Annotated in this window: 21 protein-coding genes; 15 read left to right on the forward strand and 6 right to left on the reverse strand. The window is 65.3% G+C overall.

The window, feature by feature from the left end:
- Nucleotides 1-112: 112 nt before the first annotated feature.
- From FHW94_RS05495 to FHW94_RS05505, 3 genes are all read left to right on the forward strand, one after another.
- Nucleotides 113-1,150 carry a VOC family protein gene (locus FHW94_RS05495; protein ID WP_168554696.1) on the forward strand — a complete coding sequence of 346 codons (1,038 nt, stop codon included), beginning with the start codon at nt 113-115 and terminating at the stop codon, nt 1,148-1,150.
- A gap of 14 nt (nt 1,151-1,164) precedes the next feature.
- Nucleotides 1,165-2,295, forward strand: a complete 1,131-nt coding sequence (locus FHW94_RS05500; protein WP_168554697.1) for an FAD-dependent oxidoreductase — start codon at nt 1,165-1,167, stop codon at nt 2,293-2,295.
- Between the two features lie 164 nt (nt 2,296-2,459).
- On the forward strand, nt 2,460-3,530 hold the full coding sequence (locus FHW94_RS05505) for a VOC family protein (protein ID WP_246865894.1): 1,071 nt from the start codon (nt 2,460-2,462) through the stop codon (nt 3,528-3,530).
- 116 nt (nt 3,531-3,646) lie between these two features.
- Here FHW94_RS05505 and FHW94_RS05510 read toward each other — a convergent pair whose 3' ends face one another.
- On the reverse strand, nt 3,647-4,054 hold the full coding sequence (locus FHW94_RS05510) for a VOC family protein (RefSeq protein ID WP_168554699.1): 408 nt from the start codon (nt 4,052-4,054) through the stop codon (nt 3,647-3,649).
- 5 nt (nt 4,055-4,059) lie between these two features.
- Entirely contained in the window at nt 4,060-5,211 is a 1,152-nt protein-coding gene (locus FHW94_RS05515; RefSeq protein ID WP_168554700.1) for an alpha/beta hydrolase, read from the reverse strand.
- A 357-nt stretch (nt 5,212-5,568) separates the two neighbouring features.
- Here FHW94_RS05515 and FHW94_RS05520 point away from each other — a divergent pair, with 357 nt between their 5' ends.
- The 3 genes from FHW94_RS05520 to FHW94_RS05530 are packed head-to-tail and all read left to right on the forward strand — an operon-like array spanning nt 5,569 to nt 7,819.
- On the forward strand, nt 5,569-6,525 hold the full coding sequence (locus FHW94_RS05520; protein WP_168555493.1) for a fumarylacetoacetate hydrolase family protein: 957 nt from the start codon (nt 5,569-5,571) through the stop codon (nt 6,523-6,525).
- Complete coding sequence (locus FHW94_RS05525) at nt 6,522-7,055, forward strand: cupin domain-containing protein (protein ID WP_168554701.1); 534 nt, start codon at nt 6,522-6,524, stop codon at nt 7,053-7,055. Before FHW94_RS05520 ends, FHW94_RS05525 begins: the two co-directional genes overlap by 4 nt.
- An 11-nt stretch (nt 7,056-7,066) precedes the next feature.
- Complete coding sequence (locus FHW94_RS05530; protein WP_168554702.1) at nt 7,067-7,819, forward strand: SDR family oxidoreductase; 753 nt, start codon at nt 7,067-7,069, stop codon at nt 7,817-7,819.
- Between the two features lie 4 nt (nt 7,820-7,823).
- Here the strand turns inward: FHW94_RS05530 and FHW94_RS05535 are convergent, their stop codons facing one another.
- The 3 genes from FHW94_RS05535 to FHW94_RS05545 are packed head-to-tail and all read right to left on the reverse strand — an operon-like array spanning nt 7,824 to nt 11,097.
- A complete protein-coding gene (locus FHW94_RS05535) occupies nt 7,824-8,492 on the reverse strand; it encodes a hypothetical protein (protein ID WP_168554703.1) in 669 nt (222 codons plus the stop codon).
- Nucleotides 8,486-9,085 (reverse strand): TadE/TadG family type IV pilus assembly protein, encoded by a 600-nt coding sequence (locus FHW94_RS05540; RefSeq protein WP_168554704.1) that lies wholly within the window; start codon nt 9,083-9,085, stop codon nt 8,486-8,488. Before FHW94_RS05540 ends, FHW94_RS05535 begins: the two co-directional genes overlap by 7 nt.
- Complete coding sequence (locus tag FHW94_RS05545) at nt 9,085-11,097, reverse strand: TadE/TadG family type IV pilus assembly protein (protein WP_168554705.1); 2,013 nt, start codon at nt 11,095-11,097, stop codon at nt 9,085-9,087. Before FHW94_RS05545 ends, FHW94_RS05540 begins: the two co-directional genes overlap by 1 nt.
- Nucleotides 11,098-11,413: 316 nt before the next feature.
- Here FHW94_RS05545 and FHW94_RS05550 point away from each other — a divergent pair, with 316 nt between their 5' ends.
- The 3 genes from FHW94_RS05550 (at nt 11,414) to folE (ending at nt 14,088) form a co-directional block, all read left to right on the forward strand.
- Nucleotides 11,414-11,743, forward strand: coding sequence for a septum formation initiator family protein (locus tag FHW94_RS05550; protein ID WP_168554706.1), 330 nt, complete (start codon nt 11,414-11,416; stop codon nt 11,741-11,743).
- Between the two features lie 175 nt (nt 11,744-11,918).
- Nucleotides 11,919-13,415: a phospholipase D-like domain-containing protein gene (locus FHW94_RS05555; protein ID WP_349237441.1), complete on the forward strand. Its 1,497-nt coding sequence runs from the start codon at nt 11,919-11,921 to the stop codon at nt 13,413-13,415.
- A gap of 46 nt (nt 13,416-13,461) precedes the next feature.
- The gene (gene folE, locus FHW94_RS05560; protein ID WP_168554707.1) at nt 13,462-14,088 is read left to right on the forward strand and encodes a GTP cyclohydrolase I FolE; all 627 of its coding nucleotides are present in this window, start codon (nt 13,462-13,464) and stop codon (nt 14,086-14,088) included.
- A gap of 52 nt (nt 14,089-14,140) precedes the next feature.
- Here folE and FHW94_RS05565 read toward each other — a convergent pair whose 3' ends face one another.
- Nucleotides 14,141-14,620: a peroxiredoxin gene (locus FHW94_RS05565; protein WP_168554708.1), complete on the reverse strand. Its 480-nt coding sequence runs from the start codon at nt 14,618-14,620 to the stop codon at nt 14,141-14,143.
- Nucleotides 14,621-14,838: 218 nt separating this feature from the next.
- On the opposite strand from FHW94_RS05565, the gene FHW94_RS05570 reads away from it, so the two are divergent.
- The 6 genes from FHW94_RS05570 (at nt 14,839) to FHW94_RS05595 (ending at nt 21,646) form a co-directional block, all read left to right on the forward strand.
- Nucleotides 14,839-15,363: an S-adenosyl-L-homocysteine hydrolase gene (locus FHW94_RS05570; RefSeq protein WP_168554709.1), complete on the forward strand. Its 525-nt coding sequence runs from the start codon at nt 14,839-14,841 to the stop codon at nt 15,361-15,363.
- A gap of 145 nt (nt 15,364-15,508) precedes the next feature.
- On the forward strand, nt 15,509-16,915 hold the full coding sequence (gene ahcY, locus FHW94_RS05575) for an adenosylhomocysteinase (protein WP_168554710.1): 1,407 nt from the start codon (nt 15,509-15,511) through the stop codon (nt 16,913-16,915).
- A gap of 145 nt (nt 16,916-17,060) precedes the next feature.
- Nucleotides 17,061-19,421 carry a PAS domain-containing sensor histidine kinase gene (locus FHW94_RS05580; protein WP_168554711.1) on the forward strand — a complete coding sequence of 787 codons (2,361 nt, stop codon included), beginning with the start codon at nt 17,061-17,063 and terminating at the stop codon, nt 19,419-19,421.
- A 58-nt stretch (nt 19,422-19,479) separates the two neighbouring features.
- A complete protein-coding gene (gene tsaE, locus FHW94_RS05585; protein ID WP_168554712.1) occupies nt 19,480-19,926 on the forward strand; it encodes a tRNA (adenosine(37)-N6)-threonylcarbamoyltransferase complex ATPase subunit type 1 TsaE in 447 nt (148 codons plus the stop codon).
- Nucleotides 19,923-20,915 (forward strand): phosphotransferase, encoded by a 993-nt coding sequence (locus tag FHW94_RS05590; protein WP_168554713.1) that lies wholly within the window; start codon nt 19,923-19,925, stop codon nt 20,913-20,915. The genes tsaE and FHW94_RS05590 overlap by 4 nt, the downstream gene beginning before the upstream one ends.
- On the forward strand, nt 20,912-21,646 hold the full coding sequence (locus FHW94_RS05595) for a nucleotidyltransferase family protein (protein ID WP_168554714.1): 735 nt from the start codon (nt 20,912-20,914) through the stop codon (nt 21,644-21,646). Before FHW94_RS05590 ends, FHW94_RS05595 begins: the two co-directional genes overlap by 4 nt.
- Nucleotides 21,647-21,658: the final 12 nt, after the last annotated feature.

Raw genomic sequence — 21,658 nt, forward strand, 5'->3', positions numbered from 1 at the left:
TTGGTGATGCCAGCGGTCGATTTAATCCATGCGATCGAATTGCGGTGGATCAACAAAACCGCCGCGCCACCTCCGCATCATCCGGTCATGAACCAAAGGGAGATGTGCGGATATGGCGATTACCGGAATTCGGCGGCTGGTGTTCCTGGTCGATGACCTTGAGGCCACGAGCCGCTTTTTCGCAGACTATGGACTGAAGCCACAATCGGCCGATGCCCATGGTGCCCGGTTCGAAGTGCTGAACGGGGCGCAAGTGCATCTCTTGCGCCGGGGGCATCCTGATCTGCCCAAGGGCAGCGTGCAGACCGGCATCGGCGTGCACGAATGCGTGTGGAGCGTGGATACGCCAGAGGCGCTCGCCGCGCTGACCGCCGACCTGGCGCGTGACCACGAGCTGACCGTGGATGCGCAGGGCGTGGTCCATTTCGTCACGCCGTTCGGCCAGGCCATCGGCCTGCAAGCGTGGCAGCCGCGCCCCGTGTTCGGCGCGCCCAGCCCGGCCAACACGCCGGGCCACATCGGCCGGCTCAACCAGCCGCGCAAGTGGCTGGCCCGCGCCTGCCCCAAGCGCATCCACCATTGCGTGTGGACGTTCTCCGATGTGCAGGAAGCGCTGGAATACTATCGCGACCGGCTCGGCTTTCGTCTCACCGACGTCCAGAAGGGCTTTGGCGTCTATATGCGCGCCGACGGCGCCTATGAACATCACAACATCTTCATCGCCAATGCCCATGCCGGGATGCCTGGCTTCGACGGCACGCTGAAGTTTCACCACGCCAATTTCGAAGTGGAAGACATCGACGAGATGATGGTGGGCAAGAACCATCTCGATCGGCTGGGCTATCGCTTCGAGGGCGGATGGGGGCTGGGCCGCCACCGCCTGACCAGCGCGGCGTTCCTCTACCTGCGCGTGCCCGAACTGGGCGGGGAGATGGAATATGGCGCCGATTGCGATTGCGTCGATGACAGCTGGAAAGTGCGGGTGTGGGACGGCGCCTTTGGCACGCTGATCTTCATGCACGATCTGCCGCAGTGGCTGATGGCCGATCCGCGCTGGGACGTGGCCTATGCCACGGCTGAACAGCTGCGTTACCTGCCTGCCGACCCCAAGCCGGTGGCGGCCGAAAACCTGGCCGAAGCGGCCGAATGAGGGAGAGGGGAACCATGGCACAAGCACGGAAGATTTGCGTGATCGGCGGCGGTGTGGCGGGTCTTGCCGTCGCCATCGGCCTGCACCAGCGCGGCATCGCGGTAGAGGTGGCAGAGCGCGACAAGGACTGGCGCGTCTATCACGTGGGCATCATCGTCCAGGCCAATTTCGTTCGCGCGCTCAATGCCCTGGGCGTGGGCGAGGCGGCGATGCAGGCCGGCTATGCCTATCGCGGCGCGCGCTTCCTCGACAGTACGGGCGTGGTCCTGGCCGAACTGCCGGGTGAAACCGCGGTCGATGGCCTGCCGTCGGACCTCGGCCTCACCCGCCCGGCGCTGCACAAGGTCTTGACCGACAAGGTGCGCGAACTGGGCATCCCGGTTAAGCTGGGGGTGACGTTCACATCGATCGAGGACGCCGGCGATCATGTTGACGTGGCGTTCAGCGACGGCAGCACGGGGCGCTATGACCTGGTCATCGGCGCCGATGGCAACTATTCGGCGGTGCGCGGGGTGCTGTGGCCCGAAGCCCGGCCGCAATACACCGGACAGGGCGTGTGGCGCTACAACGTGCCGCGCCCGGCCGGCCTCGAATGGTCCGACATCTATATCGGCGATCCCAGGAACGGCTATAACGGCAAAGCCGGCTATTGCCCGCTTACGCCCACCGAAATGTACATCTTCGCGGTGGTGGAAGAACGCGGCAATCCGCGCTTTGCGCCGGAAACCCTGGCCGATGAACTGCGCAAGCGGCTGGCCGGCTATGGCGGGCTGCTGGGCGAGGCGGCACGGCATGTCACCGATCCCAAGCTGGTGGTCTATCGCCCGCTCGAAGCCTGCATCATGCCCGATCCCTGGTACAAGGGCCGCGTGGTGTTGATCGGCGATGCGGCCCATTCGGCCACGCCGCACCTGGGCCAGGGCGCAGCCATGGCGGTGGAAGACGCGGTCGTGCTGGCCGAGGAACTGGCCGGCAAGGATACCGATGCGGCGCTGCGCGCCTTCATGGACCGCCGTTTCGAGCGGGCCAGGCTGGTCGGCACCTCGTCGATCCAGCTGGGCGAATGGGAAATGCATCCCGAACAGGCCGGCGATCCGGTGGAAGTGACCGACCGCATCCGCCGGAAGCTGGCCGAACCGGTCTGATCCGGGTTGCCCAAAGGTGCGCGCGCTCTTTCCCCGGCCTTCTCTCCCGTCCGGGGCGGGGCGCGCGCCCCCATCTGCAAAACAGATAGCGACCATCCTGTGCAATGCGTTTTCGCGCCGCGCCCCGCGCGATCATAACTCCCCTTCAAATGTGGGGAGAATCCATGACAATTCTGGGTGTCGAAAGCGTGGTGTTCGGGGTGGCGGATGTTGCCGAACACGCCCGGTTCTGGGCCGATTTCGGCCTGAGTGCGGAAAGCACCAGCGCGCAGGAGGTGGTGTTTCGCCTGCCTTCGGGCAGCCGCCTGATCGTGCTGGCGCATGGCGATGCGCGCCTGCCTTCGCCCGATCCGTTTCCGGGAGACGGGCTGAAGGAAACCGTGTGGGGCGTGGATACCCCGGAAAACCTGGAGCGCATTGCGGCGAGCCTGGCGAGTGAAGTGGCGGTAACGCGCGACGCGGATGGCACCGTGCATTGCGTGTGCCCGGATGGCCAGCCGATCGCCCTGCGCGTCTGGGCCAAGCGGCCGGTCGTTTCCGAAGCCAGCCCGGTCAACACGCCGAGCAGCTATCCGCGCTTCAACCAGCACCGCATCTGGCGCCACAAGGCGATTCCCAAGACCATCAACCACGTGGTGTTCTTTTCGCCCGATTATGTCGGCAGCTTCGAATTCTACGAGCGCCACCTGGGCTTCCGCTATGTCGACCACACGCGCGGCACCGGCATCTTTGCCCGCGCCGCCGGCACGTTCGAGCATCACTCGATCTTCTGGGTGAACTGCGACCTGCCGATCGCCCCCGATCACTTCAAGTTCATGCACATCGCCTTTGGCATGGACGATATCGACGAAGTGATGCTGGGCGCCAACCTGATGGAAAAGAAGGGCTGGAAGAACCAGTCGATGAATTCGAGCGGCGGCATCTCGCGCCACCGCATCTCAAGCGCGATCTATTACTATTGCGATATGCCCGGCCATGCGGGCGAGGCTGAATACCACGCCGATACCGATTATCTCGACGACAACTGGGTGCCGCGCGCCTGGGATTTCCGCTTCGGTTCCTTGCTGTGGGCCAACAATGCCCCGCCGATCTTCCGTGGCGACAACATTCCCTGGGACATGCAGTTCGACGCCGACCGCAAGAGCTTCGAACCCTTTCGCAAAAGCAAGCCGGGCAAGTTGCCGGTCACCGGCAAGCTGGCCGAGATCACCCAGGACGACGAGCACGCGATCTGAATTTGGGGGAGGGCGCTTGCCGCCCTCCGACACGGTCAGGGCGAACGGGGCATGGAGATTTTCTCCGGTTCCGTTCGCCCTGAGCTTGCCCAGGCCTCTTGCGCGCCAGTCCCCCGTCAGTCTGCGGCTTCTTCCACGAATTCGATCAGGTTGCCCGCGCAATCGCGAATGAAGCAGCCCTTGCCGAACGCTTCGCGCACCACGAAAGCCACGTCGGCGCCCTTCTGTTCCATTTCCGCAAGAAACACCTCCAGATCAAGCACGCGAAAGGCCACGTGCTTGTTGCCGTGGGTTTTCACGTCACGCGGGGGATGGCGGCGGTCTTCAGGGAGCGGCGCGGCGCCTTCCACTTCGAAAATCTCGAACCGCAGCGGCCCCTTGCGCACCATGGCGGCGTGCGAGCGGGCCGCCTCGATATAGAAGCGGCGCTCAAGCTCGAAACCCAGGACGCGGCCATACCAGGCGATCGCCTCGTCCAGGCTTGGCACGGAAACGCCGCCGTGGTGAAAGGTGAAGTCAGCCATGGCCGTCAACCCATTTCAGCAAACGTCTGCGCGCACCAATCGGCGATGTAGTCGCGCATGCCGGTGCCGTTGTCGGCGCCGCAATGCTCCACTTCGAAATCGGCCTTGGTGAACATGCGCAAGTGGCGCTTGGGGCTGTTGACCGCCTGGTCATAGGAAAGCTGCGCGTTGAACGCCGGGATCTGGCGGTCGTTTTCGCCATGGGTGATCAGGAACGGCACCTTGATCTTCTCTACCTGCCCATCAAGCGTGATCTGGTCGGCATAGTCGAGGAACGCGTCGCGATCGTCGAAGCCGAAGACCCATTGCACGTGGTCCCAATAGTGCGGCACGGGGTTTTCGCCCTCGTTCTTCACGCGCTCGCGCTGGCGCTGGCCCCATACGTGGTTGGCGCCCATCACCGCGCACAGCGCATAGCGGGGATCGTTGGCGGCGATGCGCGGCGCGTGATAGCCGCCGAACGAGAGGCCGAAAATGCCGATCTTGGAATGGATCACGTCGCTGCGCGTAAGCAGGTAATCGAATGCCGGGCTGCCCCAGCGTTCGGCGTCGAACACGGCGGGCAGGTTGCGCTTGCGGATCGCCTCGCCGGTGCCGGGCTGGTCCACGAACAGGGTGTTCATGCCGCGCTCCAGGTTCGACAGCCCATGGCCGGCCATGTTGACCTGTTCCTTCATGGAATCGAGGCCGTTGACCGAAACCAGCGTGGGGCGAGGCGTGCCGCTGCCGTCGTGCACGAAGATCGCGGTATAGGCGGTGCCTTCGTAGGGGATTTCGACCTTGTCGACATGCAGCCCGCGCAAGGCGCTGCCCTTGTGGTACAGGTCCAGGCCCTTGTCATAGGCGGCCCAGCGCGGGGCATAGTCGCGGCTCTGCATGCGTTCGGCAGCCAGGTAATAACCGCTCGCGCGCAAGTACTTGGCCCCGGCTGAAAGGGTGAAACCTTCGGCCAGATCGGCATCGGCATTGTGCGTGACCTGGTCGGCAACGGCGATCCAACTATCGAACAAGAGCGCCGATCCGGCGTCCGCCCCGGCCTTGGCGGCCTCGCGCACCGGGCGGCAGGCCTCGTCGATCTCGCCATGGTTGCCGCCGCATACCAGCGCCAGGTTGGTCGCCAGGTTCCACACATAGTTGCCGGAGAAAGGCTCGAACATCGTTGTCTGTCCTTTGGAAAAATCAGTCTGGGGTGCAGCCGGCATCGCGGATGCGGCCCGCTCCCTTGATCGCGGCGCGCGCTTGGCAGGCGGGAGGCACGGCTTTGCGCGGCAGGCCCGCAACCGGGGCCTTAAGGCCGCACCGGTGCCTGCCGGCACGCATTGTGGGCCGATGGGCCATGTGTGAAATCTCCCTGGCACTGCCGTTTTGCGGCGGTTTGGCATGGGGGGCAGGGCGCGACCATCGCATCTTGTCGATAGCTGCCTATCGACGCAAAGCCGTTGCCCGAAGCGCGGGCGGAAGGCATCACGCTGCCCGACATAATCTGGTTGTGACGATCTGGGAGAATGAACGGCATGCGTCTGGCAACGCTCGATGCGAGCGCGCAAACCGGCAAGCGCGACGGTGTGCTGGTGGTGGTTTCGCCCGATGGCGCGCGCTTTGCGCCAGCGCCCGTGGCCACTTTGCAGGAAGCGCTGGAAAATTGGGGCAGCGTGGGGCCGCGCCTGGCCGCGATTGGGGAATTTCCCGAAGCGCTTGATCCCGCCCGCCTGGCTGCTCCCTTGCCGCGCGCCTGGCAGTGGCTCGATGGCTCGGCCTTTGCCAGCCATGGTGACCTGATGGACAAGGTCTTGGGCGTGGTGCCGGAAAAAACCGGCAAGCCGTTGATGTACCAGGGCGTATCGGACTGGTTCTATGGCCCGAACCAAGACGTGCGTTTCCCCTCCGAAGAATTCGGCATCGATTTCGAGGGTGAGTTCGGGGTGATCGTCGATGCGGTGCCGATGGGCACCAGCGCTGCCGATGCCATGGCCCACATCAAGCTGGTGGTGCAGATCAACGACTGGTCGCTGCGCAAGCTGGCCGGCCCCGAAATGAAGACCGGGTTCGGCTGGGTCCAGGCCAAGCCGCCTTGCACGATGGCGCCCTTTGCCGTCACGCCCGACGAACTGGGCACGGCGTGGCACAACGGCAGGGTCTGCGCCGATCTGCTGGTCGACTGGAACGGCCAGCGCTTTGGCGCGGCGAACGGCGCACCGATGGGGCACGGCTTCCACGAACTGGTGGCCCATGCGGCGGCCACGCGCGATCTGGTGGCCGGCACGGTGATCGGTTCGGGCACCGTATCGAACGAAAACTTCCGCGAAGTGGGCTCGTCGTGCATCGCCGAACGCCGCGGGATCGAGATCGTGGACGAAGGCGCGCCGCGCACCGATTTCATGAAATTCGGCGACAGCGTGCGCATGGAAGGGCGTTTGCCCGATGGGCGCAGCCCGTTTGGCGTGATCGAACAGAAAGTGGTGAAGGCATGAGCGAGGTGATTTCCGACAGCGGGCTGGTCTCTGATAGTGGTTTGCCGGCCGTGCAGCGCGTGGTGACCGGGCACGACGAAAACGGCCGCGCGGTGTTCAAGAGCGAGGACGTGAGCCCGACGAAGATGATCCCGTCGGGCGATGCGGCCATGCTGTTGATCTGGACCACTGCGACCGTGCCGGCCGACAACAACGACGAGACCGATGGCCGCGCGCGCGAAGCCGGGGTCACGCTGGAAGGTGGCTCGGTCATCCGCATCGTCGATATGCTGCCGGGCCAGGCCAGCCCGTTCCACCGCACCAATTCGATCGACTACGGCATCGTGCTGGACGGCGAGATCGAACTGGAACTGGATGATGGCGCCAAGACCACGATCCGCCAGGGCGGCATCATCGTGCAGCGCGGCACCAACCACCTGTGGCGCAACACCAGCGACAAGGTTTGCCGCATCGCGTTCGTGCTGATCGAGGCGCCCGCCTATCTGCACCAAGGCAAGCCGCTGGATGAAGACCGGCCCGAGCACAAGTGAGCGCTGCGCGAGTGAGCGACCCGTTCCGCCTGGATGGCAAGGTGGGGCTGGTGACCGGCTCCACCCGTGGCATCGGCCGCGCCATTGCCGAGGCGATGATCACGGCCGGTGCGCGGGTGACGATTTCCAGCGAGGATGCTGCTGATACTGCAGCCGTGGCGGCGGAACTGGGCATGCCCGGCGTGCCCTGCGATGTGACCGATGCCGCTGCGATCGAGCGCTTGGTGGAAGCCACCGCCGCACCCGATGGCGGGTTGGACATCGTGGTGTGCAACGCCGGGATCACTGGGCGGCCCGGCGGTTTTGCCGATATCGCCATGGACGATTACGACCGGGTGATGGCGATCAACTTGCGCAGCCAGGTGGTGCTGGCCCGCGCCGCGCGGCCGCATCTGCGCGCCGGCGGCAGCCTGGTGCTGATTTCCAGCCTTTCGGCGCTGCGCGGCAATGGCGCGATCAGCGCCTATGCCCTGGCCAAGGCCGGGGTATCGCAACTGGCGCGCAACCTGGCGGTGGAATGGGGGCCGCACGGGCTGCGCTGCAACGCCATCGCCCCTGGCTTCATCGCCACCGAACTGTCGCGCCCCCTGCTGGAAAACCAAGCGTTCATGGCGCGGCGGATGCAGATGACCCCGCTGCGCCGCCCTGGGACGCCTGCCGAAGTGGCCGGCGCGGCGGTGTTCCTGGCATCGTCCGCAGCCGGTTTCATCACCGGGCAGACGCTGGTGGTGGATGGCGGCACGCTGATCACCGACGGCAGTTGAATGCTCAGCAGGTTGCCGCCGTGACCGTGGGCGCCGGGTTGTAGATCTTCGTCAAGTCGCGATCGTCGCGGACATACATGGCCGCTTCCTTGCGGATGACGGTGGTCTTGAAGATCGTGCCGAAGAACAGCGGCTGATATTTGTATGCCACCTCCACGAACATGATCGCATAGGGGCTTTCCACGGTAATGACGTGGCCGGTCTGGCCCATGCCGGCAAACGAGGTGCCCGTGGCGCCCGTGCCTTGCACGCCATAGCGCGAGACATAGGCGGTGTTGCCCCAGCAGCGCTGCCACTGGATCCATTGTCCGCCCGAACTGTTGGTCTGCAGGCTGGAAAGGATCACGCGGCCATTGTCGGCGAAATCGAGATCGCCGACCGAGATGCTGGCGCCGGTGAACACCTGGTTGACATCGTATTCGCGGAACATCGGCGCGCCGCCAACCACCGATTGCTTGGCGCGCGACGCGTTGTCGGCCACCGCGATCGCCAACTGGTTGAGGCGCACGTGGAGGATCGCGAGATTGACCATTTCCATCGATCCCAGCGACAGGACCATCAGGAACGGCAGGCTGACGCCCAGTTCCACCACGGTAACCGCGCTGGTATCGCGGCGCAGGCGTTGCAGCAGGCGCCCGATGGGCATGTGCCGGAGGGACAGGCGCTTCAGCATATCTTGGTGACCGTGCGGGTGGTTTGGGTGGCGAACGGCTGGTTGCGCATGATCGTGCTGGAACTGGCATGCATCGTGGATGGCAGGCCCAGCATCGAGGAAAAGCCGAACAGCGGCGCGTAGCTGACGGTGACGGTGTAGACGACCACGTCGTTGGCGCCGCCCAGGCCGGTCGCGCCCATGTCGGAATCCCACACGCCGTTGCCATTGGCGTCGTTGAAGCATTCGCCCAGGTCGTACTGCCCGTTCTTGTTGGTGTCGGTGAAGTCTTCCGGTTGGCCGACATTGGTGAAATCGGTGTAGTTTTCACGGTTGAATGCGACCGTGGCCCAGGGGATCACATGGTGGATGCGCGCGGTCACCTGGCTGTCGATGGTGCTGGAGGTGGTCTGCGCGCTTTGCATCGACGAGGCGCGCCCGGCAGCGTTGATCGTGCCGACCAGGACTGTCTGCAGATAATAGGACATGCCCAGTTCGATCAGCACCGCCATGATCATCAGCAGCAGCGGTGCGGCCAGGGCGAATTCCAGCGCCGTTACCCCTTGCGCATCGCGCCGCAACCGGCGGGCCATATGCACGAGCGCGCGCCGCATCACTTGTTCAACCGCAAGTCGGCCACCTGGCCGGCGATGTACTGGAACGTGGTGGTCAGCGTCGTGGTGTTCGAGGCGTAGAACGCCTTGTCGGTGGTGGTGGCGCAGCTTTGCATCGGGGTGGTGAGAGTCTGGCCAAAGCCGATTACCCAGATGGTGTAGCCCATGCTCTTGGCCAGGGTGCAGGCGGCGAGGAAGCGGTTGTTGTGATAGTTGACCAGGTTCGCAGCCGTGGTCGACGTCGGCGCGTCACGCCCATCATACTGCGTCACGCCCCAGGCGGTGTAGTTGGCCGGATAGTTTTCCATCGTGCCGTCGGTCATGAAGATGATGTGGCGGCTGACCGAGGGCAGATCGCCCGCGTTGACGTTGCTGGCAAAGATGCCGTTGGGATTGCCCAGCCGCGCGCCCCAGATCATGCCGATGTCGTGATAGGTGCCGCCGTTGGCCACCAGGCTGTTGACGTACGTGTTGAGCCAAGTGGGGACAGTGTTGGGCGCGGTGGTATCGACCGTGGTGAACAGGCTCATCGGCTGGGGGCAATAGCCGGTCTGGTTGGACATCGCCGTCGAGGTGTTGAGCGGCATGGAATAGCCGTTGAGATAGAATTCCAGACTTTCTAGGTAGGGCTTCCACCGCGTGGCATCGTTGGTGGGCGCACTGGTGACGTCCATGTCATAGGCACCGCTGGGAATGGGCGACATCGAGAGCTGGTTGACGGTGTTGCGCTCTTCCAGGCAGCCGCTCCACGTGTAGTTCGTGGTGGTGATATTGCCCACCGTGCCCGTGGCTGAGGTGCCCGTGGCCAGGTCGCGCAGGTTGTAGTAAGGATTGGAAGACGACGGCTGGACCGAAACGTAGCTGGCGCTCGACGCGTTGCTGCCGGTGTAGAGCGTGATCCCCGTGGCCAGCGCGGTGGCGCCAAAACCCTTGAAAGCCGACACGTTGACCGTGCTTTGCGTGTAGCGATAGGACGTGGCGAGATAGCGCGTCTGGTACGTGGTGGTCGTGACCGACTTGTTGCGCACGCAGGTGCCAAGGGCGGACGTGCCGCTGCCCGACTTTTTCGTCCACGAATTATAGGAATAGGTCGTCGTCGTCACATTCGACGGCGCGGTCCCGCTGGTCACCGGCGAACCTGCCGAACCGCTGGGATAAGTGTTGCTGCCATAATTGGTGCAGTTGGCCGACGTGATGTTGGAGCCGTAAGTCTCGGTCGTTACCGTGGGTGACCCGGTGGTGCCGATGTACGTGGGCGACGTGCTGAACTGCACCAGCTTGGTGATATAGGGCGAACTGTCGACGAAATAGCTGCTTGGCATGGCGCCGGATGTCAGCAGGTTCGATGCGTTGACCGTCATGGCATAGGGCACGAAGCCGAAGCGAATGCGCGTGTTGGTCTTGTCGGTCACGGCGGTGGCGACGGTCGTGTAGAACGACTTGATCGCGTTGCGCAGGCCCACGATCTTGGAATCCGAGCCGCTGACGCAATTGCTGCCCGAGGTATTGCAGGCCATCGAACCCGTCGTGTCGAGCACGAACATGACGTCGGCGTTGGCCATCTGCAATTCGGCGCTGCACTGCACGGACAGCGGGATGCTGGTATAGCCCATCAGCTTCATCAGCGTGGTCGGCATCGTCGTGCTGGCCGTGGCCGTGACGTGGCCGGTGGTGTCCGCCGTGCTGGTGAAAACGGCAGTCGAGCTGTCGGTGGCGTTTTCATTGATGTTGAAATTGAACATCTTGTTGGCCTTGGCCTGCTCGGTCGAACCATAGGTTCCCGAAGCCGCCATGGCCTTGCGCCCGGCCAGCACGCCGGCGTCGCAGGCGTTTTGCAGGCTGGTCTTGGTGAGATAGGCGCGCGACATGTCGGTGCCCAGGCCCGCCAGCGTGATCACCATGAACGCCGTGAGCGTCACGATCGCCAAGGCATTGCCGGCGCGATCGGCGGCCAGGCGGCCGAGGAAACCCGGCGCACGGCGTTTGTGGCCTTGGCCGCGAAGGAGTCCCAAGCGTTGACGCAACCACCCGAAACGCATGATCGAAACCCGAACCTTCCGTTGCCGTGGCGCATCCACGCACCACACCCCGGCTCGATCATGCATCGGCAAGTGCTGCCGACCGGTTAATGTCTCGCGAAATTTTCCAACGCATTGCTACGCAGTGGCGCGCGATCGGCAGGCGCCACGGCCGCTGTGGTGGTTAACGCGCCCTCTGCCAACGGCCTGGCGCAGGGATCATACGTATTGGCCGAATTGCCCGCATTTCTGCGGTTTTTCTGCCGCACCGCGCTTGCAATGGGCCGACAAATGTGATTCTCCTTGGATCATGAAGCGGCGTCGCCCCAATCTCAAGTTGCCCCGCAACAGCGTGACGGAGTCCCTGGCTCTGGTGGCGCTGCTGCTGATGGGTGCCTGGGCGGTGGCGGGGCCCAGCGGCCTGCTGGCGTGGAGCGAGAATGCCCACGTGCTGGAACAGCGCCAGCACGAAGTGGCGCAATTGACGGCCGAGCGCGATCGCCTGCAAAACCGCGTCAACCTGCTCGATCCGCGCCATGCCGATCCTGACCTGGTGGGCGAACTGCTGCGGTCGGACCTCAACGTTGCGCATCCCGACGAACTGGTCATTCCGCGCCAGGAAGCCGTGCCGAACCAATAGGTTCAGACCCCGAAAAGAGCGCTGCAACAATCATTTTCGCACTGCGGAACCAGTGGGGCCTCCCGGCGTTTGCGCCGGTATGAATGCATCAGAGGGGCCAAGCGATCCCGCGCCCGGCACGCCACAGTCCGTTCCCGCCGATATGGCCGATGGGGAGGGCAAGGGGGAAGGTAGCGTGGAGGAGGGCGTCTGGCGCTATGCCCGTGCCACGCGCGCCCACGCGGTGGTCGACGCGGCGGATTACTTTGCCCTGATGCGCGATGCGATGCTGGCAGCACGCCAGCGCATCCACCTGATCGGCTGGGATTTCGACACCCGTATCCTGATCGGCGATGGGCGGCGCTGGTGGAACCTGCCGCGCAAGCGCGTGGCGCCGGCCCGGCTGGGCGCCTTCGTGGTGTGGCTGGCCAACCGCCGCAAGGGGTTGGAAGTCCTGGTGCTGAAATGGAATTTCGGCGCGCTCAAGGCCTTGCTGCGTGGATCGATGGTGTTCGACCTGATCCGCTGGTGGCGCCATCCGCGCATCGGCTACAAGCTGGATTCCGCCCATCCGCTGGGGTGCAGCCACCATCAGAAGATCGCCGTCATCGATGATCGCTTTGCCGTGTGCGGCGGGATCGACATGGCCGGCGATCGCTGGGACACGCGCGCCCATCTCGACAATGATCCCCGGCGGCGGCGGCCGGGCGGCAAGCCCTATGGCCCCTGGCACGATTGCACCATGCTGTTGGAAGGGCCGGTGGCCGCCACGCTTGGCGAATTCGGGCGTACGCGCTGGCACCAGGCCGGTGGGCGTGCGCTGGAGCCATGTGCGCCCCAGGCCGAAAGCGCATGGCCCAACGGCATCATCGCGCAGTTCACCGATGTGGAAGTGGGCATCGCCCGCACGCGGTCTCCCTATGGCAACATTGCCGAGGTGCGCGAGGTCGAGGCGCTGTTTTGCCGCCAGATCGCCGCGGCACGCCAGTTCATCTACATCGAAAACCAGTACTTCGCCTCGCGCCGGGTAGCCGAGGCGCTGGCCGCGCGGCTGGAAGCGCCCGAGCCGCCCGAAGTGGTGCTGGTCATGCCCCAGGCCTCGGACGGATGGCTGGAACAGGCGGCGATGGACCTGGCGCGGGTGACGCTGTTCGAAGCGGTGAAAAGCCATGACGTGGCAGACCGCTTTTCGATCTGGCACCCGTTCACCAAGGGTGGCACGCCGATCTACGTGCATGCCAAGCTGATGATCGTGGATGACACCGTGCTGCGCATCGGTTCGGCCAACATGAACAATCGCTCGCTGGGGCTGGACAGCGAGTGCGACGTGTTCATCGATGCTGCGCGGCCCGGCAACGCCCACGCCCAGCCCGCCATCCGCGCGCTGCGGCATTCGTTGTTGGCAGAGCATTGCGGACTGGCGATAGAGCGGGTAGCGGCGGCCTTGGCCGATGCTGGCGGGATGGCCGCGCTGGCGGTTGAGTCGGCCAAGGGAGGCGGGCGGCACTTGCGGCCTTTCGCGCCCCGGCCATTGACCGAGGCCGAACTGGCCCTGGCCGATTCCGAAGCGCTCGATCCCGAGCGGCCCGAGGAGATGCTGGCGTTCTACCGCCGCGGGCGCCTGTGGCGCGGCGGCCTGGGCAGGCGGCTGGCGCATTTTCGGGCGCGGCACGGCGGCGCGGCAAAGCGTTGAGGCCTGGACGAACCAGGGCTGGCCACGAATTGAGGATAGCACGACCATGACCAACCTGCCCGGCTGCGGCCACGACCATGGGGACGACGAAGACACCGCGCGCGGCAAAGTGCCGGTGCCGCCCCACGTGCAAGCGGCCATCCGCACGCTGATCGAATGGGCAGGGGATGATCCCACGCGCGAAGGGCTGATCGACACGCCCAAGCGCGTGGCGCGCGCCTGGCTGGAATATTGCCAGGGCTATACCGAAGACCCGTCGGTGCACCTGACGCGCACTTTTTCGGAAGTGGGCGGCTATGACGAGATCGTGGTGCTCAAGGACATTCCGTTCCAGTCGCACTGCGAGCACCACATGGCGCCGATCACCGGCAAGGCTTCGATCGCCTATCTGCCGCAGAACCGCGTGGTGGGCATTTCCAAGCTGGCGCGGGTGCTGCACGGCTATGCCCGCCGCTTGCAGATCCAGGAGCGGCTGACCGCCGAAGTGGCGCAGTGCATCTGGGACCATCTCCATCCCCAGGGCGTGGCCGTGGTGATCGAGGCGCAGCATGGCTGCATGACCGGGCGCGGCGTGCGCACGCCGGGCGTGGGCATGGTGACGAGCCGGCTGCTGGGCTGCTTCCTGGCAGATTCGCGCAGCCGCAAGGAAGTGATGAGCCTGATGGGCTATTGACGCCCGCCTTGGCGCCGGCCCCTCGCATGGCGAAGGGCCGGTACGCTTTGGATCAAAGCTGTTCGAGCAGGTATTCGGCCGAACTGACCTTGAAATCGCCCGGCGCTTCGACGTGGAGCTGTTCGACCACGCCATCGTTGATGACGGCGGCAAAGCGCTGGCCACGCAGGCCCAGGCCAAAGCCGGTGCCATCCAGGGTAAGACCCAGCGCCTTGGCGAAATCGCCGTTGCCATCGGCCAGCATGGTCACGTCGGGCGAACCGGACGCCTGGCCCCAGGCCTTCATCACGAAGGGATCGTTGACCGCGGTGCAGGCGATCTCGTCGATGCCCTTGGCCTTGAGTTCTTCCGCCTTGTCGACATAGCCAGGCAGGTGGCGGGCCGAGCAGGTGGGCGTGAAGGCGCCCGGCACCGAGAACAGCGCCACGCGCTTGCCCTTGAAATAGTCTGCGGCCTGAACCGCTTCGGGGCCGTCCTGCGTGGCCTTGACCAGCTTCACATCGGGCAGGGTTTCGCCAACCGTGATCGTCATCCCCAAGTTCCTTTCATGTCGCGCGCGCCATCAGGGCGCGGCAGCCACGCGGGATATAGGGGGCGGGCAGGGCCGTGCAACCGCCGCGCACGGCAAGACCGGTGAATTTTAGGGCGTGGTGAATTTCGCTTTACCGCGCCTGTTGAAGGCCGGGTAAAGTCTGCCTGTCAAATCTGCGTATGGGCAAATGGTGTGCGCATACCCAAGGAGTGGGGACCATGAGGTATCTCGCCAAGGGGTGCTGCGCCGCGTTGGCGTTGGCCGCCCAGATTGCCGCCTTTGTCGCCCCGGCTCACGCCGGTGCCTGCTGGACCGAGCGGACGATGCCCGCAGCGGCGCTGCGTCAGCTCGATGTCATGTTGATGGTCGGGTCTTTGCAATGCCGCACCGGCGCCGATGATTATCGTGCCGAATACGATCGCTTCCTGTCGCGCCATCGCGCCTATCTGGGCGGGGCCAACCACCGCATTCTCGACGAGTTTTCTGCGCGCCTGGGGCCGCTTGCGGCGATGGACGCGCTCGATCATGCCAGCGTGCGCATGGCCAACCACTATGGCATCCGCCGTACGTATGGCTGCCATGAACTCAAACTGGTTGCCGCCGCGCTGGCCAATGGCCCGGATGAAGAGCTTGATCATGCGGCCGATGTGCTGGTCGGCCCGGAACTGGAGGATGGCGGGTGCCCTGGTGCCGGCGTGGCCGTGGCCGCTGCCGCGCCGGTGGCGATCCCCGGCAATCGATAAGCGGCACTCGGTAGAAATGCCGATATAAAGACATCTTTATATTAACGTTGCCCTGCGCACAGGGACCCGCTAAGAGCGGCCCATCAGCGGCTTGCCTCCTGGCGGGTCTTTTGCGTGAAAACGCCCATTTATACGGAGATGCCTCGTGGCCAGCGCGCTCGAAGCGAACAAGGACTATGTCATCGCCGATCTCGGCCTGGCCGATTTCGGCCGCGCGGAAATCGCCATTGCCGAAACCGAAATGCCCGGCCTCATGGCGCTGCGGCAGGAATTTGGCGCGGCGCAGCCCTTGAAGGGCGCGCGCATCACCGGCTCGCTGCACATGACGATCCAGACCGCCGTGCTGATCGAGACGCTGGTTGCCCTGGGTGCCGACGTGCGCTGGGCTACCTGCAACATCTTTTCGACGCAGGACCACGCTGCTGCCGCGATCGCCGCTGCCGGCATTCCGGTGTTCGCCGTGAAGGGCGAAAGCCTGGCCGATTACTGGGACTATGTCGGCCGCATCTTTGACTGGGGCGATGACACCGCCAACCTGATCCTGGACGATGGCGGCGATGCCACGATGTTTGCGCTGTGGGGCGCGCGCGTGGAAGCGGGCGAAGACCTGTTCGAGCCCAGCAACGCCGAGGAAATCGAATTCTGCCGTGCGCTCAAGGCCTTCCTCAAGGCAAAGCCCGGCTACCTGACGCAGAGCGTCAAGGCCATCAAGGGCGTTTCGGAAGAAACCACCACCGGCGTGCACCGCCTGTATCAGATCGCCAAGGACGGCAAGCTGCCGTTCCCCGCGATCAACGTGAACGATTCCGTCACCAAGTCGAAGTTCGACAACCTCTATGGCTGCAAGGAATCGCTGGTCGACGCGATCCGCCGCGCCACCGACGTGATGCTCGCCGGCAAGGTCGCCTGCGTCGCCGGCTTTGGCGACGTGGGCAAGGGTTCGGCCGCCTCGCTGCGCAACGGCGGCGCGCGCGTTATGGTCACCGAAGTCGATCCGATCTGCGCGCTGCAGGCGGCGATGGAAGGCTATGAAGTGGTGACGATGGAAGAAGCCGTCACCCGCGCTGACATCTTCGTGACCGCGACCGGCAACGAAGACGTGATCACCGCCGAGCACATGAAGGCGATGAAGCCAATGAGCATCGTGTGCAACATCGGCCACTTCGACAGCGAAATCCAGATTTCGGCCTTGTCGAACTACAAGTGGAATGAAGTGAAGCCGGGCACCGACCTGGTCGAATTCCCCGATGGCAAGCAGATCATCATCCTGGCCAAGGGCCGCCTGGTCAACCTGGGTTGCGCCACCGGCCACCCCAGCTTCGTGATGAGCGCCAGCTTCACCAACCAGACGCTGGCCCAGATCGAGCTGTTCACCAAGAGCGAGCAGTACAAGAACGACGTCTATGTGCTGCCCAAGCACCTGGACGAAAAGGTGGCCGCGCTGCACCTGGAAAAGTTGGGCGTGAAGCTGACCAAGCTGAGCGAAAAGCAGGCGAGCTACATCGGCGTGACCCCGCAGGGGCCGTTCAAGCCGGATCACTATCGCTACTGATCGGCCGATTTGCGGTTTTGGTTGCAAGCGCCCTGCATCCCCAGTGGATGCGGGGCGTTTTGCTGCGCGGTGATTGCGCGGGATCGGGCGAAATTGACGGGCTTCCCGGTTGTATTTCGGCCGGTTGCGGCCTAGCCATGGGGCGATGCTGTCCCATTCGCCCGCTGGTGTTGCCGTGACCGTTGCCGTGGCGCTGCTGCTGGCAGCCTGGACTCTGGCCGCGGGCTGGGCGGTGTTGGCCGCAAGGGCACGCATGGCCCGCGCGCAAGGCGCTGAGCGGCTTGCGCGCAAGCTGACCCGCATGGTCGATGAAGCGCCGGCACTGCCCCTGCTGGTGCGGGCCGATGGGCGGATCGAGGGGGCTTCGCGCCTGGCTGGCTGGATGGGCCTGGACGCGATGCCGGGTTACCTGACCGAGCTGGACGGCGGGGACGAAGGGCGCGGGCTCGATCCCGAAAGCCTGGCCGCGCTGACCGAGGCGGTGCGCCATACCCAGAAGACCGGCGCGCCGCTGTCGCTCTCGGTGGTGCCGCGCGGGGGCGTGACCGCGCTGACCGTGCGCGGCAGCCTGGCCGATCCGCAGATCGCGCCGGGCGGTGCGGCGCTGCTGTGGTTCTTCGACGCGACCGAAAGCGTTGCGGAAATCCGCGCGTTGCGGGCCGAGGCGGAGCAGGCCCATGCCGATTTTTCGGGCCTGGCCGGTCTGATCGAGGCTGCGCCCCTGCCGATGTGGTTTCGCGACGCGGCCATGCGCCTGCGCCTGGTCAACACCGCCTATGTCCGCGCGGTGGGCGCGGCCAGCGCGGCCGAAGTGGTGGACAACGGCATCGAACTGGTCGAGCCGGTGGAGGGCCTGAGCGCCGCGCACATCGCTGCCGATGTCTTTGCCCAGCGCCGTCCGACCGAGCGCGTGGTTTCCGCCACCGTCAACGGCCAGCGCCGCACCCTGCGCGTCAGCGACCTGCCCATCGCGGGCGAGGGGGTGGCCGGCTATGCCGTGGATATCGAGCAGATGGAGGAATTGACCCGCCAATTCCGCCGCTTCCGCGATGCCCAGCGGCAAATGCTCGATACGCTCTCGGCCGCGATTGCGCAGTTCGATGCGGGCCGAAATCTGGTCTTTGCCAACCAGCCGTTCCTGCGCATCTTTGGCATCAGCCCGAACTGGGTGAACGACACGCCGCCCTTCGACCGCGTGCTCGACCGCCTGCGCGATGGCGGAAAACTGCCCGAAGTGCGCGATTTTCCCGAATGGCGGCGCGAGCGGCAGGCCTGGTTCCTGGCGCGCGAACCGCGCGAGGAACCCTGGCACCTGCACGATGGCACGCATCTGCGCGTGGTGGGCCAGCCGATGCCAGATGGCGGGCTGCTGCTGATCTTCGAAGATCAGACCGAGCAGTTGCAGCTTTCGGCTACGCGCGACACCCTGCTGCGCACGCGCACCGCCACGTTCGACAACCTGTTCGAATCGCTCGCCGTGTTCGGGCCGGACAGCCGCCTGCAATTGTGGAACCGCCGCTTCACCCACGATTGGGGCCTGGACGAGGAATTCCTCGGCACCCATCCGCGCGCCGACCTGCTGCTCACGCGGCTGGCCGGATCGCTCAAGCGGCCCGCGCAAGTGGGCACGATCGGGCAGGTGATCCAGGCCGCCACGCTGGAACGCAAGCAGACCAGCGGGCGCCTGGCGCTGGCCGATGGGCGCCATCTGGAATTTGCTGGGGTGCCGCTGCCCGATGGCAACGGCCTTTTGACGGTGCTGGACATCACGGATTCGCAAAAGGCCGAATCCGCGCTGCGCGAACGCAATGCTGCCCTGATCGAGGCAGACGCGGTGAAGACGCGGTTCATCGCCAACATGAGCTATGAATTCCGCAATCCGCTCAACTCCATCGGCGGCTTTGCCGAAATGCTGCAAAGCGGGCTGGCCGGCGAATTGACCCCGCAGGCGCGCGATTATGTCGCCGCGATCCTCTCCTCGGTGGAGCGGCTGGGCGAGCAGATCGAGAACGTGCTCGACCTCTCGCAAAGCGAGGCGGGCATGCTACCGCTGGCGCGCGACCCGGTGGACGTGTTCCCCCTGCTGGCCGACGTGGTGCGCGAGCGGGCCGACAAGATCAGTGCGGCGGGTCTGGCGCTCGATCTGCGGGGCAGCCAGGCGGTGGGCAAAGTGACCGGGGACGTGCGCCGGTTGCGCCGCGTGTTCGGGCAGTTGATCGACAATGCCATTGCCGCCACGCCCACCGGCGGGCGCATCCTGGTCGAATGCACCCGGCGCGCGCACGATCTGCGCGTGGTGATTTCCGACAACGGCCGGGGCATGGATGCCGCCGCGCTCGCCCGGGCGATGGAAGGGCTGAAAATGGCTGCCGATGGCCGCACGGCCGAACGGCGCCAGGGCCTGGGCCTGCCGCTGGTGCGCCAGTTGATCGACGCGCATGGCGGCCAGTTCGAATTGCTGTCCGAACCCGGCGCCGGTACCAGTGCAATCGTGACTTTGCCTTGATTTCTTCGCCACCTGCGGACTTGATCCGGGGGCCCGCTTCTCTTTATCGCCACGCCCGATGACCACCATTCCGCTTCCCGACATTGCCGCCACCCAGGCCCTGGCCACCCGCATCGCCGCGCGATTGCGCCCCGGCGACGTTCTCGCCCTGGAAGGCACGCTGGGCGTGGGCAAGACCACACTGGCGCGCGAACTCCTGCGCGCGCTGGGACACGAGGGCGAGGTGCCATCGCCCAGCTTCACCATCATCGAAACCTATGATCCGCCAGCGGTTCGCCTGCCAGTGGTCCACGCCGATTTCTATCGCCTGGAAGACCCGGCAGAGGCCGAGGAAATCGGGCTGGACGATTATCGCCATGGCGCGGTGCTGATCGCCGAATGGCCCGATCATGCCGGCGGTTTCGGGCACGAGGCCGATTGCCTGACGCTGCGCCTGGAAATCGCGGAAAACGGGCGGCAGGCCATTGTCTTGCCCGGCAAGGGATGGTTAGAGCGGCTGCCATGACCAGCAATCTTCCTGCCGGAATCGATGCGTTCCTGGCCCGTGCGGGCTGGGCAGGCGCCCAAATCGACCCCTTGCCGGGCGATGCCTCGTTCCGCCGCTATTTCCGCGTGCGGCGTGGCGACCAGGCCGCCATGCTGATGCACGCGCCGCCGCCGCAGGAAGACCCGCAGCCATTCCTGCGCGCGGCACGCTGGCTCGACGGCAATGGCCTGCGCGCGCCGCAGATCCTGGCGGAGGAAGCGGGCGAGGGCTGGGTCTTGCTGGAAGACTTTGGCGACACGCGCATGCGCGAATATGTCGATGCCTGGCCGCAGGACGAAGACACCGTCTATCGCGCCGCGATCGACACGCTGGTGCAACTGGCCAAGCTGCCCGCCGGGCCGTTCACCGCCTATGGCATGGCCGAATACTTGCGCGAAGTGCGCCTGTTCATCGATTGGTTCTGCCCGGCGCGCGGCCTCTATGTCGATGGCGCGGGCTGGCAGGCGGCGTGGGAACAAGTGCTGGCGCCCCTGCTGCCGGCGCAGCGCCCCGGCGTGACCGTGCTGCGCGATTATCATGCGGAAAACATCATGCTTCTGGGCGGGCTGGATGCGCAGGGCCTGCTCGATTTCCAGGACGCGTTGACCGGGCATCCGGCCTATGACCTTGTTTCCTTGTTGCAGGACGCGCGGCGCGAGGTTTCGCCCGAACTGGAAGCGCGCATGTTCGATTACTATGTACACAAGGCGCAGCCGCAGGGCGATTTCCTGGCCGACTATGCGCGGCTGGGCGCGCAGCGCAACACCAAGATCGTGGGGATTTTCGTGCGCCTGTGGAAGCGCGACGGCAAGCCGCGCTATCTCGATTACATCCCCCGCGTCTGGGCCATGCTGGAGCGCGATCTGGCGCATCCCGCGCTCGCCCCGGTGGCGGCGTGGTTCGATACCAATATTCCGGCCGACTTGCGCGATCCGGCCGGGCGCCTGGGCGGGAGCTTTGCCGTATGAGCCGCGATCCCCGCAAACCGCTGGTGTCCGACACCGCGATGGTGCTGGCCGCCGGGATCGGCAAGCGCATGCGCCCGCTCACCGTTACCCGGCCCAAGCCGCTGGTGCGCGTGGCGGGCAAGGCGTTGATCGACCACGCGCTCGACAAGCTGGCCGAAGCCGGCGTGACCCGCGCCGTGGTCAACGTGCATTACCTGGCGGACCAGCTGGAAGCCCATGTCCTGGCGCGCGAGGTGCCCAAGGTGCAGGTTTCCGACGAGCGCGAGACGCTGCTGGAAACCGGGGGCGGGCTGGTCAAGGCGCTGCCGCTGATCGACCGTGACACCTTCTTCTGCCTCAACAGCGACAACATCTGGCTTGATGGCCCGCGCAACGCCTTTGCCGCGCTCAGCGATTTCTGGGACGAGAGCCGGATGGACGCGCTGCTGCTGCTGGTCAGCCATGCCCAGGCGTTCAACTACACCGGCATGGGCGATTTCCACATCGACCAGATGGGCGTGATCTCCCGCCGCAAGCCCGCGCGCGTCGCGCCCTATATCTTCACCGGCATCCAGATCGTGTCGCGGCGCCTGCTGCGCGATGCGCCCGAAGGCAGCTTTTCCACCGGCCGCCTGTGGGACCGTGCGATTGCCGAAGGGCGGCTCTATGGCTTGCCGCACACCGGCCTGTGGTATGAAGTGGGGGCGCCCGAGATGATCGCCCCCACGCAAGAAGCGTTGACGCATTTCTGATGGCCAGCATCG

The sequence above is a fragment of the Novosphingobium sp. SG720 genome, assembly GCF_012275365.1.
Classification (GTDB): Bacteria; Pseudomonadota; Alphaproteobacteria; order Sphingomonadales; family Sphingomonadaceae; genus Novosphingobium; species Novosphingobium rhizosphaerae.

Bases quoted from the DNA above. Each gene is read 5' to 3' on its own strand.
- FHW94_RS05525 (WP_168554701.1), top strand. From the start codon at position 6,522: ATGAGCGAGGTGATTTCCGACAGCGGGCTGGTCTCTGATAGTGGTTTG.
- FHW94_RS05515 (WP_168554700.1), bottom strand. From the start codon at position 5,211: ATGTTCGAGCCTTTCTCCGGCAACTATGTGTGGAACCTGGCGACCAAC.
- FHW94_RS05535 (WP_168554703.1), bottom strand. From the start codon at position 8,492: ATGCTGAAGCGCCTGTCCCTCCGGCACATGCCCATCGGGCGCCTGCTG.
- FHW94_RS05520 (WP_168555493.1), top strand. From the start codon at position 5,569: ATGCGTCTGGCAACGCTCGATGCGAGCGCGCAAACCGGCAAGCGCGAC.
- FHW94_RS05590 (WP_168554713.1), top strand. From the start codon at position 19,923: ATGACCAGCAATCTTCCTGCCGGAATCGATGCGTTCCTGGCCCGTGCG.
- FHW94_RS05500 (WP_168554697.1), top strand. From the start codon at position 1,165: ATGGCACAAGCACGGAAGATTTGCGTGATCGGCGGCGGTGTGGCGGGT.
- FHW94_RS05550 (WP_168554706.1), top strand. From the start codon at position 11,414: ATGAAGCGGCGTCGCCCCAATCTCAAGTTGCCCCGCAACAGCGTGACG.
- FHW94_RS05540 (WP_168554704.1), bottom strand. From the start codon at position 9,085: ATGCGGCGCGCGCTCGTGCATATGGCCCGCCGGTTGCGGCGCGATGCG.
- FHW94_RS05580 (WP_168554711.1), top strand. From the start codon at position 17,061: ATGCTGTCCCATTCGCCCGCTGGTGTTGCCGTGACCGTTGCCGTGGCG.
- FHW94_RS05495 (WP_168554696.1), top strand. From the start codon at position 113: ATGGCGATTACCGGAATTCGGCGGCTGGTGTTCCTGGTCGATGACCTT.
- FHW94_RS05505 (WP_246865894.1), top strand. From the start codon at position 2,460: ATGACAATTCTGGGTGTCGAAAGCGTGGTGTTCGGGGTGGCGGATGTT.
- FHW94_RS05510 (WP_168554699.1), bottom strand. From the start codon at position 4,054: ATGGCTGACTTCACCTTTCACCACGGCGGCGTTTCCGTGCCAAGCCTG.
- FHW94_RS05595 (WP_168554714.1), top strand. From the start codon at position 20,912: ATGAGCCGCGATCCCCGCAAACCGCTGGTGTCCGACACCGCGATGGTG.
- FHW94_RS05565 (WP_168554708.1), bottom strand. From the start codon at position 14,620: ATGACGATCACGGTTGGCGAAACCCTGCCCGATGTGAAGCTGGTCAAG.
- tsaE (WP_168554712.1), top strand. From the start codon at position 19,480: ATGACCACCATTCCGCTTCCCGACATTGCCGCCACCCAGGCCCTGGCC.
- folE (WP_168554707.1), top strand. From the start codon at position 13,462: ATGACCAACCTGCCCGGCTGCGGCCACGACCATGGGGACGACGAAGAC.
- FHW94_RS05570 (WP_168554709.1), top strand. From the start codon at position 14,839: ATGAGGTATCTCGCCAAGGGGTGCTGCGCCGCGTTGGCGTTGGCCGCC.